The 14338-nt window shown below is 67.8% G+C and carries 12 protein-coding genes; 7 read left to right on the top strand and 5 right to left on the bottom strand.

Annotated elements, in window-relative coordinates; translation table 11 throughout:
* Positions 1 to 54 precede the first annotated feature (54 nt).
* The 3 genes from ADE01S_RS16130 to ADE01S_RS16120 are packed head-to-tail and all read right to left on the bottom strand — an operon-like array spanning position 55 to position 3865.
* Positions 55 to 360 carry a chorismate mutase gene (locus ADE01S_RS16130; RefSeq protein ID WP_062682745.1) on the bottom strand — a complete coding sequence of 102 codons (306 nt, stop codon included), beginning with the start codon at positions 358 to 360 and terminating at the stop codon, positions 55 to 57.
* 5 nt (positions 361 to 365) lie between these two features.
* Positions 366 to 2660 carry a UvrD-helicase domain-containing protein gene (locus ADE01S_RS16125; RefSeq protein ID WP_062682744.1) on the bottom strand — a complete coding sequence of 765 codons (2295 nt, stop codon included), beginning with the start codon at positions 2658 to 2660 and terminating at the stop codon, positions 366 to 368.
* Positions 2657 to 3865 (bottom strand): DesA family fatty acid desaturase, encoded by a 1209-nt coding sequence (locus tag ADE01S_RS16120; RefSeq protein ID WP_062682743.1) that lies wholly within the window; start codon positions 3863 to 3865, stop codon positions 2657 to 2659. The genes ADE01S_RS16125 and ADE01S_RS16120 overlap by 4 nt, the downstream gene beginning before the upstream one ends.
* A gap of 354 nt (positions 3866 to 4219) precedes the next feature.
* Here ADE01S_RS16120 and ADE01S_RS16115 point away from each other — a divergent pair, with 354 nt between their 5' ends.
* Positions 4220 to 4615: a hypothetical protein gene (locus ADE01S_RS16115; RefSeq protein ID WP_062682742.1), complete on the top strand. Its 396-nt coding sequence runs from the start codon at positions 4220 to 4222 to the stop codon at positions 4613 to 4615.
* A 17-nt stretch (positions 4616 to 4632) separates the two neighbouring features.
* Here ADE01S_RS16115 and ADE01S_RS16110 read toward each other — a convergent pair whose 3' ends face one another.
* Both ADE01S_RS16110 and purN read right to left on the bottom strand, forming a co-directional pair.
* Complete coding sequence (locus ADE01S_RS16110) at positions 4633 to 6006, bottom strand: RsmB/NOP family class I SAM-dependent RNA methyltransferase (RefSeq protein WP_370511544.1); 1374 nt, start codon at positions 6004 to 6006, stop codon at positions 4633 to 4635.
* 787 nt (positions 6007 to 6793) lie between these two features.
* Positions 6794 to 7459 carry a phosphoribosylglycinamide formyltransferase gene (gene purN, locus ADE01S_RS16105; RefSeq protein WP_062682840.1) on the bottom strand — a complete coding sequence of 222 codons (666 nt, stop codon included), beginning with the start codon at positions 7457 to 7459 and terminating at the stop codon, positions 6794 to 6796.
* 125 nt (positions 7460 to 7584) lie between these two features.
* Here purN and ADE01S_RS16100 point away from each other — a divergent pair, with 125 nt between their 5' ends.
* The 6 genes from ADE01S_RS16100 to coaBC form a co-directional block, all read left to right on the top strand.
* The gene (locus ADE01S_RS16100; RefSeq protein WP_062682741.1) at positions 7585 to 8550 is read left to right on the top strand and encodes a bifunctional riboflavin kinase/FAD synthetase; all 966 of its coding nucleotides are present in this window, start codon (positions 7585 to 7587) and stop codon (positions 8548 to 8550) included.
* 104 nt (positions 8551 to 8654) lie between these two features.
* Positions 8655 to 8909: a type II toxin-antitoxin system Phd/YefM family antitoxin gene (locus tag ADE01S_RS16095; RefSeq protein WP_062682740.1), complete on the top strand. Its 255-nt coding sequence runs from the start codon at positions 8655 to 8657 to the stop codon at positions 8907 to 8909.
* Positions 8906 to 9334 (top strand): type II toxin-antitoxin system VapC family toxin, encoded by a 429-nt coding sequence (locus tag ADE01S_RS16090; protein WP_172600284.1) that lies wholly within the window; start codon positions 8906 to 8908, stop codon positions 9332 to 9334. Before ADE01S_RS16095 ends, ADE01S_RS16090 begins: the two co-directional genes overlap by 4 nt.
* Before the next feature lie 262 nt (positions 9335 to 9596).
* On the top strand, positions 9597 to 12458 hold the full coding sequence (ileS, locus tag ADE01S_RS16085; protein ID WP_062682738.1) for an isoleucine--tRNA ligase: 2862 nt from the start codon (positions 9597 to 9599) through the stop codon (positions 12456 to 12458).
* Positions 12459 to 12460: 2 nt separating this feature from the next.
* The gene (gene lspA, locus ADE01S_RS16080) at positions 12461 to 12982 is read left to right on the top strand and encodes a signal peptidase II (RefSeq protein WP_062682737.1); all 522 of its coding nucleotides are present in this window, start codon (positions 12461 to 12463) and stop codon (positions 12980 to 12982) included.
* A gap of 163 nt (positions 12983 to 13145) precedes the next feature.
* The coding region (gene coaBC, locus ADE01S_RS16075) for a bifunctional phosphopantothenoylcysteine decarboxylase/phosphopantothenate--cysteine ligase CoaBC (RefSeq protein ID WP_062682736.1) at positions 13146 to 14338 on the top strand (1193 nt) is incomplete at its 3' end.

Below are 14338 nucleotides of genomic sequence, written 5' to 3'. Positions count from 1 at the left end.
GAGGAAGGCCGGGACCGCCCCGCCCTATCGCGGGGCGTCCGGCGCGGGGCCGGCCTACGAGTAGGGGCGCTCGCGCAGGCGGGTGTGGTGGTCGACCACCGTGTCGATCACTTCGCGCAGGATGGTTTCGGCCAGGGCGGGCGGCACGCCCGCCTCTTCGGCCAGCCGGCGGATCCGCGCGACCTGCTGGGATTCGCGCTTGGCGTCCACCAGGTCCATGCCGTGCGCCTGCTTGAGCTCGCCGATCATGTCCGTGCAACGGAACCGCACGCCCAGCAGCAGGATGATCTGCTGGTCGATCTCATCGACCTCGGCGCGCAGCGACGCCAATTCGTCTTTCGGGGAATCGTTGTCGGCCATGTCTGTCAACCCTGAACAATATCGAGCTTCGCGATACCCAGGGCCAAGGTCTTGGCGCCCACGTCGCGGAACTGGATTTGGGCCTGGGCGTCCTGTCCGGCGCCGCTCAAGCCGATGATCGTGCCCTCGCCGAACCGCGCGTGGCGCACGCCCTGACCTACACGATACTGCTTGTCGCCCACGGTGACACCGGTGGCGACGCCGCGGGGTTGACGCGGCGCAATGGTATTGGTGGGCTTGCGTCCGAACGCGTCGCCGCGATTGCCGCCGCCCCAGCCCGCTCCCGTGCTGGCGACCTGGGCCAGGCCGGCCTTGGGGGTCAGCCATTTCAGGTGCTGTTCCGGAATTTCTTCCAGGAAGCGGGAACGCATCGCGTAGCGGGTCTGGCCGTGCAGCATCCGGCTCTGGGCCAGGCTGATGTACAGGCGCTGGCGAGCGCGGGTGATGGCCACGTACATGAGGCGGCGCTCTTCTTCCAGGCCGGAAGGTTCGAGGATGCTGTTCTCGTGCGGGAACAGGCCCTCTTCCAGGCCAGTGATGAAGACCGCGTCGAATTCCAGGCCCTTGGCCGCGTGCACGGTCATGAGCTGCACCGCGTCCTGGCCCTGCTGGGCCTGGTTGTCGCCGGCTTCCAGCGCCGCGTGCGACAGGAAGGCCGCCAGCGGCGTGAGGCCGTCGGTCACGATGGCGGGCGCGTCCACCACGCCCGGCATGAGCGTCGAAGACGTGGCCTGGTCGGGCACCACGCCGGCGGGCATGCCGTCGTAGTTTTCCTCGGACGCGAACACAGCGGCCGCCGTGATCAGTTCGTTCAGGTTTTCCAGCCGTTCTGCGCCTTCGCGCTCGGCCTTGTAATGAGCGTTCAGGCCGCTCTCTTCGAGCATGTGCTCGACCATCTCGGGCAGCGGCAGATCCCGCGTTTCCTCGATGAGGCGATGAATCAGCTGCGCGAACTGGGCCAGGTTGGACCCGCCCTTGCCCGGCACCCTGGCCACGGCCGCGTAGAGGCTGGTGTCGTGCGCGCGGGCCGCGTCGGCCAGCTGCTCCAGCGTGCGCGCGCCGATGCCGCGCGTGGGGAAGTTGACGACCCGCATCCACGACGTGTCGTCATGCGGGTTGGCCATCAGGCGCAGGTAGGCCAGCGCGTGCTTGATTTCCTGGCGCTCGAAGAAGCGCAGGCCGCCGTACACCTTGTAGGGGATGCCGGCGGAGAAAATGGCGTGTTCCAGCACGCGCGATTGCGCGTTGCTGCGGTAGAGCACGGCGATCTCGCGGCGCAGGCTGCCTTCGTGGATCAGCGAACGGATCTCGTCCACGATCCATTGCGCTTCCATGCCGTCGGACGGCTGCTCGATGACGCGCACGGGCTCGCCTTCGCCCTGCTCGGTCCAGAGATTCTTGCCGAGCCGGCCGGTGTTGTGGCCGATCAGCGCGTTGGCCGAATCCAGGATGTGGCCGTAGGAGCGGTAGTTTTGCTCCAGGCGGATCACGGTGCCGCGCGCGTAGTCGCGCTCGAAGTCGGCCATGTTGCCGACGTTGGCGCCGCGGAACGCATAGATGGATTGGTCGTCGTCGCCCACCGCGAAGATGGAGGCGCCGCCGCCGGCCAGCAGCCGCAGCCACTTGTACTGGAGCGTGTTGGTGTCCTGGAACTCATCGACCAGGATGTGGCGGAACCGACGCTGGTAGTGCTCGCGCACCGGCGCGTTGCGCGACAGCAGCTCGTAGGCGCGCAGCAGCAGCTCGGCGAAGTCCACCACGCCTTCGCGCTGGCACTGGGCTTCGTAGAGCTGGTAGACCTCGACCAGGCGACGCCGATGGGCATCGTAGGCCTCCACGTCCGGCGGACGCAGGCCCTCTTCCTTGGCGCCGTTGATGAAGCGCTGGACGTCGCGGGGAGGATACTTTTCGTCGTCGACGCCATTGGCCTTCATGAGGCGTTTGATCGCCGCAAGCTGGTCGGTGACGTCGAGGATCTGGAAGCTCTGCGGCAGGCCGGCATCGCGGTGATGCGCGCGCAGCATGCGGTTGCACAGGCCGTGGAAGGTGCCGATCCACAGGCCCCGCGTATCGATGGGCAGGATGGACGACATGCGCGCCAGCATCTCGCGGGCGGCCTTGTTCGTGAACGTGACCGCCAGAAGCCCAAAAGGCGAAGCCTGGCCGGTTTGAATCAGCCAGGCCATGCGGGTGGTGAGTACCCGGGTCTTCCCGCTGCCCGCCCCGGCCAGGACCAGGGCGTGCTGCGGTTCTAACGTTACTGCGGCGCGTTGTTCGGGATTGAGCTTCTCTAGCATCATGCCGCGTAGCGGCGCAAACGTTGAGCGAATTGCTCAAGCCCGGCGATGCCGCTTTGCTGGGCGCGCTGGCACCAGGCCTGCAGGTCATTGAGGAGCTGTTCGCTGCTGGCGCTGGAGCTTTCCCAGATGCGGCCGAGTTCGCGGCGCATCTGCACCAGCGTGGACAGCGACTTGTTCTGGGCGATGGCCTTGTCCACGGCGGCCAGTTGTTCCGGCTGCAGGATGTCCTCGTTGCGGTGGATGGCGCGGCGCACCTGGTGCAGCTTGGTCCAGTCGCATTCGGCGCTGCCCTTCTTGCGCGAATCCTTCAGCTTGGCCATTTCCTCGCGGGCGGCGCTCTTGATCACGTCCGCGTAGCGGGCCATGACTTCGTAGCGGTGCGTGATCACGCCCTGCAGGGTGCGCAGGTCGATGCCGGTGCGGGAATCGTCCAGCTTGAGCTTGGGCGCAACCTTCTTGATCTTGGCGAGGCCGAAGAACTTCAGGATGTTGATGTAGCACCAGCCGATGTCGAACTCGTACCACTTGGCCGAGAACTTGGCCGACGTGCCGTGGGCATGGTGGTTGTTGTGCAGCTCTTCGCCGCCGATCACGATGCCCCAGGGGAACACGTTGGTGCTGGTGTCCGGGCTGTTGTAGTTGCGGTAGCCCCAGTAGTGGCCGATGCCGTTCACGACGCCGGCGGCCCAGAAGGGGATCCAGGCCATCTGCACGGCCCACACCGTGACGCCGATGGCGCCGAACAGGGCGACGTCGATGGCGAGCATGGTCAGCACGCCCCACAGGCTGTGCTTGCTGTAGACGTTGCGTTCGAGCCAGTCGTCGGGCGTGCCGTGGCCGAACTTGGCCATGGTTTCCTTGTTGTTCGACTCTTCGCGATACAGTTCCGCGCCGCGGAACAGCACCTTCCAGATGCCGAACAGGATGGGCGAATGGGGATCGCCTTCCTTTTCGCACTTGGCGTGGTGCTTGCGGTGAATGGCAACCCATTCCTTGGTGACCATGCCGGTCGTCATCCAGAGCCAGAAACGGAAGAAGTGCATGACGGCCGGATGGAGATCCAGGCCGCGGTGCGCTTGGCTGCGATGGAGAAAGACCGTGACCGACACGATCGTGATGTGCGTCATTACCAGAGTGAACACGACGACCTGCCACCAAGTAGCTTGGGTCAGACCACCGGCAATGAAGGAGAGGATGTAATCCATAAAGCTGTTATGAGCCTCGCTTGAGAAGTGCCTGAAGTTTAGCTTACCTTTGCCGTCTTATGACAAGGGAGTTTCAAAATAGTTTTTGAGAGAAATCAAGGACTAAGCCCTGGTTTTGAAGCATAGACATCCCCGCTCGCAACCATGACGGGCAGGCGCGAGGCCGGGCCTTGCGGACATCCGGCGCTGGTGCCGGCCGCCCCGGGGGAAGCATGGGGCGCACGCGAAGGCGTGAGGTTTGGGCCGCGATCCGCCGTTAAAGTTCCTGTCAGCAAGGCAATCGGCCTTGCCCCGGCCGCGCCGCGAGGGCACACTTTGGCTCCGCCTGCCCCAACTGTCTCATTTGCCCCACTGATGTTGCCGAATAAAGCCCGTCCCCGTTTGTTTTTCGCCCTGGCCCTGCTGGGCGCCGTGCCATCGGCGCCCGCCGCCGCCCAGACGCTGAAGTCGGGAGACGTGGCGGTGCTGGCCTCTTACTATGAAATCCGCGGGTCGAATTGCCTGCCCCTGCGCGCGCCGCGGGTGACCATTACCCAGGCGCCCCGCCTGGGCAAGGCGAGCATCATGCAGACGCAGGGCCAATCCAGCAGTTCCGGGCGCTGCGCCTACAAGACGGTGCCGATCTCGCAGATCGTCTACCAGGCGGACCAGCCGGGCAGCGACTCCCTGGCCTGGGAAGTGAAATACCAGGACAAGACGCTCGGCACCCGCCGCTACAGCGCCACCGTCGGCGTCACGCCGGCCCCTTAGGCCGGCGCGGCCGCCGGTCAGGCCGGCTCGTCCTGGTCGCGGGCGGGCGCCCGGGGTGCTTCCGCGGCTTCGACTGCTTCCGCCGCGTCTGCTGCCTCGGCCGCTTCCGCTGCTTCCACCGCCTCGCCGCCGTCCGTCGCGGCGCCCTTCTTCTTGCGCTCGAACACCGCGGCGAAGAAGCCGTCGGTGCCGTGCACGTCGGGGCGCAACTGGATGTAAGGCCCTTCCAGCTTCAGGGTTTCGCAGCGGGCGGCCAGGATGGCGGCCGCGTCCACGCGCTCGAAATCGGGATGCGTGGCCAGGAAGCGGTCGGCCTGCACTTCGTTTTCCTCGGCCAGCAGGCTGCACGTGGCATAGACCAGGCGGCCGCCCGGGGCCACGCAGCGCGCGGCGCTGTTGAGGATGCGCTCCTGCAGCTGGCCCAGCTCGGCCAGCGCCTCGGGGTGCTGGCGCCATTTCAAGTCCGGATTGCGGCGCAGGGTGCCGATGCCGCTGCACGGCGCATCCACCAGCACGCGCTGGGCCTTGCCGGCCAGGCGCTTCACGCGGGCATCGTTTTCGTTGTCGATGACCACGGGCACCACGTTCGACAGGCCGCTGCGCGCGAATCGCGGTTTGGCCCGCGCCAGGCGCGCCGCCGACACGTCGAAGGCATACAGCCTGCCGGTGGAGCGCATCAGCGCGCCCAGCAGCAGGGTCTTGCCGCCCGCGCCGGCGCAGAAGTCGATGATCATTTCGCCGCGGCGCGGCCCGACCAGGAGCGCCAGCAGCTGGCTGCCCTCGTCCTGGACTTCGATGCTGCCGTTCTCGAACTGCGGCCAGCGGTTGATGGCCGGACGGCCTTCCATGCGGATGCCCCAGGGCGAATACGGCATGGCGACCGGCTGGTAGCGGCCGGCGCCCTGCTGCAGCTCGGCCAGCATGGCGTCGCGCTCGGCCTTCAGCGGGTTGACCCGCAGGTCCAGGCTGGCCTGCTGGTTCAGCGCGTCGATCAGCGTGTCGGGGCTGTCCATGGCGCCCAGGCGCTCGTCCAGCCAATCCGGAATGCTGCCGCGCACGGCGCGCGGCAGCGTCGCCAGGTCGATCTGCGACACGCGGCGCAGCCATTCGGCCTCGGCGGCGTCCAGGCCTTCCGCCAGTTCGTCCGCGCCCAGGGTGGCGGCCAGGCCCAGGATGGCCAGGCGGCGCGAGGCCGGGCCTACGCCGCTTTCGCCGAACTGGCGGTAGCGGCGCAGGTGGCGCAGCACGTCATAGACGGCTTCGGCCACCTCGGAGCGGTCGCGCGCGCCCAGGTTGGGATGGCTGCGCAGCCAATGCGACAGGGCCGCGTCGGCCGGATACGTCCATTGCAGGATTTCGCCCAGCGCGCGCTGGACCTGGTCGATGCGGATCGCCGAGTACGGCTGGCGCGGACGGTTGGACTGCGGCTTCTGCGGCGCGCGGGCCGCGTTGCCGCGGGCGTCGCCGCCCCGGTCGCCGCCACGCGATGCGTCATAGGAAGCGCGCTGGTCCGAGCGGCCATCGCGGCGCTCGGAACCGTAGGAGGCGCGCTCGCCTCCGCGATCCCCGCCACGCGGCGCGTCATAGGAGGGGCGCTGGCCCGGGCGGCCTTCACGGCGCTCGGAGCCGTAGGAGGCGCGCTCGCCGCCCCGGTCCCCGCCACGCGGGGTGTCATAGGAGGGGCGCTGCCCCGGGCGGCCTTCGCGGCGCTCGGAGCCGTAGGAAGCGCGCTCGCCGCCCCGGTCGCCGCCACGCGGGGCGTCATAGGAGGGGCGCTGGCCCGGACGGCCTTCGCGGCGCTCGGAACCGTAGGAGGCGCGCTCGCCGCCCCGGTCGCCGCCACGCGGGGCGTCATAGGAGGAGCGCTGGCCCGGGCGGCCTTCGCGGCGCTCGGAGCCGTAGGAGGCGCGCTCGCCGCGGCTGTCGCCGCGCGGCGCGTCCGGGGCGCGGCGGCCTTCGGTGCGCTCGTCGCGCTCGCCGCCGGGGCGGGCCGGGCGGCCGCGTTCAACCGCCTGCCGGGCCTCGCCCTTGGGGCGCGAGAAAAAGCTCCGGCCGTCGCGCGCTTCGGAGGCTGCCCGCTGGGCGCCTGCGGGACGGGAACGCGGAGAGGGGGATTTAGTCATGGCGTATTCCAGTGGGGCGGAGGCATTCCGCCCGGTATAAACAGTTCAGGGCCGCTCAGGCGGCCGGCGACCAGGTGAACAGGCGCGAGGGATCGCCCTCGACGTTCACCCGGTGGTCGCTCGTCAGGGTAACCCGGCCTTCGGCCAGCCACCGCACCGCCGCCGGAAAGGCCCGGTGCTCCACCGCCAGCACGCGTTCGGCCAAGGCTTCGGGCGTATCGCCCGCCAGGACGGGGACGCATCCCTGGGCAATGATGGGGCCGTGATCCAGGACGGGGGTCACGAAATGCACCGTGCAGCCGTGCACGCGCACGCCGGTGGCCAGCGCCTGGGCATGGGTATGCAGGCCCGGGAAGGCCGGCAGCAGGGACGGATGGATATTGACCAGCCGGCCCGCATAGTGATTGACGAAGCCCGGGGTCAGGACGCGCATGAAACCCGCCAGAATGACGTAATCCGGCTCGTAGCGGTCGATTTCGGCGGCCAGCGCGGCGTCGAACGCTTCGCGGCTGGCGTAGTCCTTGTGATACAGGGCGGCGGTCGGGATGCCCTGGTGGGCGGCCCACTCCAGGCCGCCGGCGTCCGGCCGGCTGGCGATGACGGCGGCGACGTCGGCCGGCCAGGACTGGTCGCGGCAGGCTTCGGCCAGGGCCCGCATGTTGCTGCCCCGGCCCGAGATCAGGATGACCAGGCGGCGCTTGGTGGTAGATGTTTCCGGCAAGATGAGGAATTCCAAGGGAAATCGGGCCCGTCCGCCCTTGCAGCCGCGCGCGCCCGAACGGGCCCCGGCGCGCGACATGAAGGAATGGGAACAAACCCGGAATCCAAAATTGTAAACTCTCGCTCGTGAAACCATCGCTGCGCATCTACCGATCCCTGCCCCCGCCCGACGAACGCGCCCCGTGCGCGCTGACGATCGGCAACTTCGACGGCGTCCACCGCGGACACCAGGCCATGCTGGCGCGCGTCTGCCAGGTGGCGCGCGAACGCGCCCTGGCGCCCGCCGTCATGACCTTCGAGCCGCATCCGCGGGAATATTTCGCCACCCTGAACCAGCGCCCCGAACTGGCGCCCACCCGCATTTCCGGGCTGCGCGACAAACTGGCCGCGCTGGCGCGCTACGGCATCTCCCAGGTCGTGGTGGAGCGTTTCAACGCCCGCCTGGCCGAGATGTCGGCCAATGCCTTCATCGAGCAGCTGCTGGTGCAGGGCCTGCACGCGAAATGGCTGCTGGTGGGCGAGGATTTCCGCTTCGGCCACAAGCGCAGCGGAGACATCGACCTGCTGCGCGAAGCCGGCCTGCGCCATGGTTTCGAAGTGCAGACGCTGGCGGACGTGACCGACCGGCACGGCCACCGGATTTCCAGCTCCGAAGTCCGCACCGCGCTGGCGGTGGGCGACCTGGAGCGCGCCCGGCACCTGCTGGGCCACCCCTTCCACATCAGCGGCCACGTGATCCACGGCCAGAAGCTGGGCCGCACGCTGGGCTTTCCCACCATGAACCTGCGGGTGGCGGAGCGCTGCGCCGCGCGCTCCGGCATCTACGTGGTGCAGGTCCACGGCCTGGCCGAGCGCGCCCTGCCCGCCGTCGCCAGCCTGGGCGTGCGCCCCACGGTCGAGGACCGCGGTCGCGTGCTGCTCGAAGCGCACCTGCTCGACGAGACCCTCAACGCTTACGGTAAGCTCGTACGCGTCGAGTTCCTGCAAAAACTGCGGGACGAAGAAAAATTTCCTGACCTCCCTTCCCTGACTGCCGCCATCGCCGAAGACGCGCGAAACGCGCGCGCCTATTTTGCCGTTCATGGACTTTGAAGACGGGGCCGCAGACGCAAGCGCCCCGATTGCCGGCATGGAGCTTGCGCCCCTCCGCTTAATGTAGTAACGTACCTACAATCAATTCAAGCGGAGGTGCCGCTATGGTCATCACGACCCTATCCAGCCGAGAGCTGAACCAGGATGTCACCCGCGCGAAGAAAGCCGCCAAGAACGGTCCGGTATTCATCACCGACCGCGGCAGGCCCGCCCATGTGCTCTTGAGCATCGAGGACTACCAGCGGCTTACCAAGCAACGCCGCAATATTGCCGATTCGCTGGCAATGCCGAGCGCCGGGGACATCGAGTTCGAAGCGCAGCCCATGACCATCGGCATTCGGTCCGCTGATTTCTCATGATGTACGTGCTCGATACCAACGTCGTATCGGAATTGCGCAAAGTCCGCCTCGGCAAGGCCGATCCCAACGTAGCGGCCTGGGCCGATAGCGTCGATGCCGCCGACCTTTTTGTGTCCGTGATCACCATCATGGAGCTGGAACTTGGCGTTTTTTCGGTTGAACGCAGGGACGCCGCCCAGGGGGCCCTGCTGCGCGCGTGGCTGGAACGGCATGTTCTGCCGGAGTTTTCCGGACGCACGCTGCCGATCGATACCGCCGTGGCGCAGCGCTGCGCCCGGTTGCATGCGCCCGACAAACGCGGCGAACGCGATGCGCTCATCGCGGCAACCGCGCTGGTACACGGCATGACGGTGGCGACGCGCAACGTGGCCGATTTCCAGCCCACGGGAGCGACTGTCCTCAACCCCTGGACGCCCATGGGATAAGCATCGGCCACCTGTATCAAAGCCCGCCGCGCCTGGCTTTGGCTCCGGATGCCCAGGCCTTGAGGTACAGGCTGTTCCGGTCTGCTAATCTATAGCGTTTCTCAGCCGGACGCAGGCTTTTGACGTCTCTGTCGCTCAACCCGACGACGCCCCGCCTGGGCGGCCCCGCCTGGGCGCTTCCGCCCCCCATCATTGATTAACAAGCAAAAACTTCAGAACCCGGTTGAACCGCCCCAGACTCACCCGGATTCACTCTGTTCTCATGGACTATAAAAAGACCCTCAACCTGCCCGATACCCCCTTCCCCATGCGGGGCGACCTCGCCCGCCGCGAGCCCGCCTGGATTTCGCAGTGGGAGGAGAACCACGTCTACCAGGCGATCCGCGCCGCCAGCCGCGGCCGTCCGCGCTTCGTGCTGCACGACGGCCCGCCCTACGCCAACGGCGACATCCACATCGGGCATGCGGTCAACAAGATCCTGAAGGACATCATCGTCAAGAGCCGCAACATGGCCGGCTACGACGCGCACTACGTGCCGGGCTGGGATTGCCACGGCATGCCGATCGAGATCCAGATCGAAAAGAAGTACGGCAAGCACCTGCCCGTGGCCGAAGTGCAGTCCAAGGCGCGCGCCTACGCGCTCGAACAGATCGACCGCCAGCGCAAGGACTTCAAGCGCCTGGGCGTGCTGGGCGAGTGGGATCGTCCCTACATGACGATGAACTTCAGCAATGAAGCCGACGAGATCCGCGCGCTGGGCCGCATCCTGGACAAGGGCTACGTGTTCCGCGGCCTGAAGCCCGTGAACTGGTGTTTCGACTGCGGCTCGGCGCTGGCCGAAGCCGAAGTGGAATACGCCGACCGCGTGGACCCGGCGGTGGACGTGGCCTTCCCGTTCGCCGAGCACGCCAGGCTGGCCGCCGCCTTCGGCCTGGAATCGGTGGACGACGGCGCCATCGTCATCTGGACCACCACGCCCTGGACCATCCCGTCCAACCAGGCGCTGAACCTGCACCCCGAAATCGAATACGCGCTGGTGCGCGTGTCGCCGGCGCCCAAGTTCGGCCCGCTGCTGCTGATCGCCAAGGAACGCGTCGAAGACTGCCTGAAGGCCTGGGGCCTGGAAGGCGAGGTCATCGCCACCGCGCCGGGCGCCGCGCTCTCCGGCATCGAATTCCGCCACCCGCTGGCGCAGTTCAACGCCGCCTACGACCGCAAGGCGCCCATCTACCTGGGCGACTACGTGACGGCCGACTCCGGCACGGGCGTGGTGCACTCGGCGCCCGCCTACGGTATCGAAGACTTCATGTCGTGCAAGGAGCACGGCATGAAAGACACCGACTTCATCAGCCCCGTGATGGGCGACGGCAAGTACGCCGACAGCCTGGCGCTGTTCGGCGGCCTGTCCATCTGGGATGCCAATCCCAAGATCGTCGAGGCGCTGAAGGAAGCCGGCGCGCTGATGCACGTCGAGAAGCACAAGCACAGCTACATGCACTGCTGGCGCCACAAGACGCCGATCATCTACCGCGCCACCAGCCAGTGGTTCGCCGGCATGGACGTGGCCCCGAACGACGGCGGCCCGACCCTGCGCGAATCGGCGCTGGCCGGCATCGACGCCACGGCCTTCTATCCGGCCTGGGGCCGCGCCCGCCTGCACGCCATGATCGCCAACCGTCCGGATTGGACCCTGTCGCGCCAGCGCCAGTGGGGCACGCCGATGGCCTTCTTCGTGCACAAGGAAACCGGCGAGTTGCATCCGCGCACCGGCGAATTGCTGGAGCAGGTGGCGCAGCGCGTCGAGAAAGGCGGCATCGAAGCCTGGCAGACGCTGGATCCGCGCGAACTGCTGGGCGACGAAGCCGACCAATACGAAAAGAACCGCGACACGCTGGACGTGTGGTTCGACTCCGGCTGCACCCACGCCACCGTGCTGGGCGGCAAGGACGGCGCGTTCGCCGGCTCGCACGGCGCCGAACTGGCCTGGCCGGCCGACCTGTACCTGGAAGGTTCCGACCAGCACCGCGGCTGGTTCCATTCCTCGCTGCTGACCGGCTGCATGCTCTACGGCCAGCCGCCCTACAAGGCCCTGCTGACGCACGGCTTCGTGGTGGACGGCCAGGGCCGCAAGATGAGCAAGTCGGTGGGCAACGTGATCGCCCCGCAAAAGGTGTCGGACTCGCTGGGCGCGGAAATCCTGCGCCTGTGGGTCGCCTCCACCGATTACTCGGGCGAGCTGTCCATCTCGGACGAGATCCTCAAGCGCGTGGTCGAAGGCTACCGCCGCATCCGCAACACGCTGCGCTTCCTGCTGGCCAACCTGGCCGACTTCGACGCCGTCTCGCAGGCCGTGCCCTACGGCGAGCTGTTCGAAATCGACCGCTACGCGCTGGCCATGACGGCCCAGATGCAGGCTGAAGTCCAGGCCAACTACGAACGCTACGATTTCCACCCGGCCGTCTCCCGCCTGCAGACCTTCTGCTCGGAAGACCTGGGCGCGTTCTACCTGGACATCCTGAAAGACCGCCTGTACACGTCCGCCGTGGACAGCCGCGCCCGCCGCTCGGCCCAGACCGCCCTGCTCGACATCACGCAGACGCTGCTCAAGCTGATGGCCCCGATCCTGTCGTTCACGGCCGAAGAGGCCTGGAAGGAACTGGTCGGCTCCGCGCTGAAGAACCAGGCCGACGCCGCCCGCGTCACCATCTTCACCGAGGTCTACCACGCGCTGCCGCCGTTCGCGGACGCGGACGCCTTGTCGGCCAAGTGGACGCGCCTGCGCGCCATCCGCGCCGAAGTCCAGCGCAAGCTGGAGGAAGTCCGCACGGCCGGCGACATCGGTTCGTCGCTGCAGGCCGAGGTGGATCTCTACGCCAACGGCGCCGACCGCGAACTGCTGGCCAGCCTGGGCGACGACCTGCGCTTCGTGCTGATCGTCTCGCGCGCCGCCGTGCACGCGGGCGAAGGCGAAACCCGCATCGAGGTCACGCCGTCCGCGCACAAGAAGTGCGAGCGCTGCTGGCACTGGCGCCTGGACGTGGGCCAGGACGCGGACCACCCCGAGATCTGCGGCCGCTGCGTGTCCAACCTGTTCGGCTCGGGCGAAGCCCGAGACAAGGCTTGAGCATGGCTCGCGCCTCCGAACGGGGAGCGGCCCCCGCCCGCGCCGCGCCGGCGCGCGTGGGGGGCTGGCTGGCGCTGGCGCTCGCCATCATCGCGCTGGACCAGCTGACCAAGATCTACTTCAACACCTCGTTCCAGTACGGCGAGCGCGTCAACGTGCTGCCGGTCTTCGACTTCACGCTGATGTACAACCGGGGCGCCGCGTTCAGCTTCCTGGCATCCGAGGAAGGCTGGCAGCGCTGGCTGTTCACGGGCCTGGGCTGCGTGGCGGCGGTGGTCATCACCCTCATCCTGCGCCGTACCCATGGGCAGCCGCGCTTCAGCCTGGCGCTGACCCTGATCCTGGGCGGCGCCGTCGGCAACGTGATCGACCGCGTGGTCTATGGCCACGTGGTGGACTTCCTGCTGTTCTACTGGAACGACTCCTACTTTCCCGCCTTCAACCTGGCGGACGTGGGCATCACCTGCGGCGCCGTGCTGCTGGTGCTGGACGAGCTCCTGCGCAGCCGCAAGGCCAAGGCCTGAAAATGACCGACCGGGGCGCAATGCCCCGGTTTTTTCCTTTTTTCCCCGTGTTTTGTGCTGCTTGATGCCCCCTGAATGCATGGCGAACGGCGCGATGCCGCAATGCAGAATAAAATCACTGTCCATTCCACGTTTTCACGGCGCTGAACCCGCCGCCTCCCTCATGCTCGATCTCGCCCGCAAACGCATCGTCCTCGGCCTGACCGGGGGCATCGCCTGCTACAAAATCGCCGAGCTGGTGCGGCGCATGACCGAACAAGGCGCCACGGTCGACGTGGTGATGACCGAGGCGGCCACGCACTTCATCACCCCCGTCACCATGCAGGCCCTGTCGGGCCGGCCGGTATTCGTGGACGCCTGGGATGCCCGCGTGCCCAACAACATGGCGCACATCGACCTGACCCGGGGCGCGGACGCCGTGCTGATCGCCCCCGCCAGCGCCGACTTCATGGCCAAGCTGGCGCACGGCATGGCCGACGACCTGCTCTCCACGCTGTGCCTGGCCCGCGCCTGTCCGCTGCTGGTGGCGCCCGCCATGAACCGCGAGATGTGGGCCAACCCAGCCACGCAGCGCAACGTCGAGCAACTGCGCGCCGACGGCATCAGCGTGCTGGGCCCCTCGGCCGGCGAACAGGCTTGCGGCGAAACCGGCGACGGCCGGATGCTGGAAGCGCACGAACTGCTGACCGACCTGATCGCCTTCTTCCAGCCCAAGCTGCTGGCCGGCCGCCACGTGCTGCTCACCGCCGGCCCCACCTCCGAGCCCGTGGACCCGGTGCGCGTGCTGAGCAACCGCTCGTCGGGCAAGACGGGCTATGCCCTGGCGCGCGCCGCGCGCGAGGCCGGCGCCCGCGTCACGCTGATTTCCGGCGCCACCTTCCTGCCGGTGCCGCGCGGCGTCACCGCGCTGTCCGTCACGACCGCGCGCCAGATGCACGACGCCGTCATGGCCAGCGCGGCCGACGCGGACATCTTCATCGCCGTGGCCGCCGTGGCGGACTGGCGCGTGAAAAACGTCAGCACGCAAAAGCTGAAGAAAACCAGCGAGGGCGGCGGCGCCCCCGTCATGGAATTCGAACCCAATCCCGACATTCTGGCCGAAGTCGCCAAGCTGGCCAACGGCCCCTGGTGCGTGGGCTTCGCCGCCGAAACCGAAAAGCTGGCCGAACACGCCGAGGCCAAGCGCGCGCGCAAGGGCATCCCCCTGCTCGTGGGCAACCTGGCGCACAAGGTCATGGACGCCGACACCACCGAGCTGGTGCTGTTCGACGAGCAAGGCGTGCATCCCCTGCCCGCCGCCGGCAAGCTGGACGCGGCGCGCCGCCTGATCGCCGAAATCGCGGCAAGGTACCCGGC

Source organism: Achromobacter denitrificans NBRC 15125 (assembly GCF_001571365.1).
Classification (GTDB): Bacteria; Pseudomonadota; Gammaproteobacteria; order Burkholderiales; family Burkholderiaceae_B; genus Achromobacter; species Achromobacter denitrificans.
This window is presented reverse-complemented; position numbering and strand designations above follow the sequence as displayed.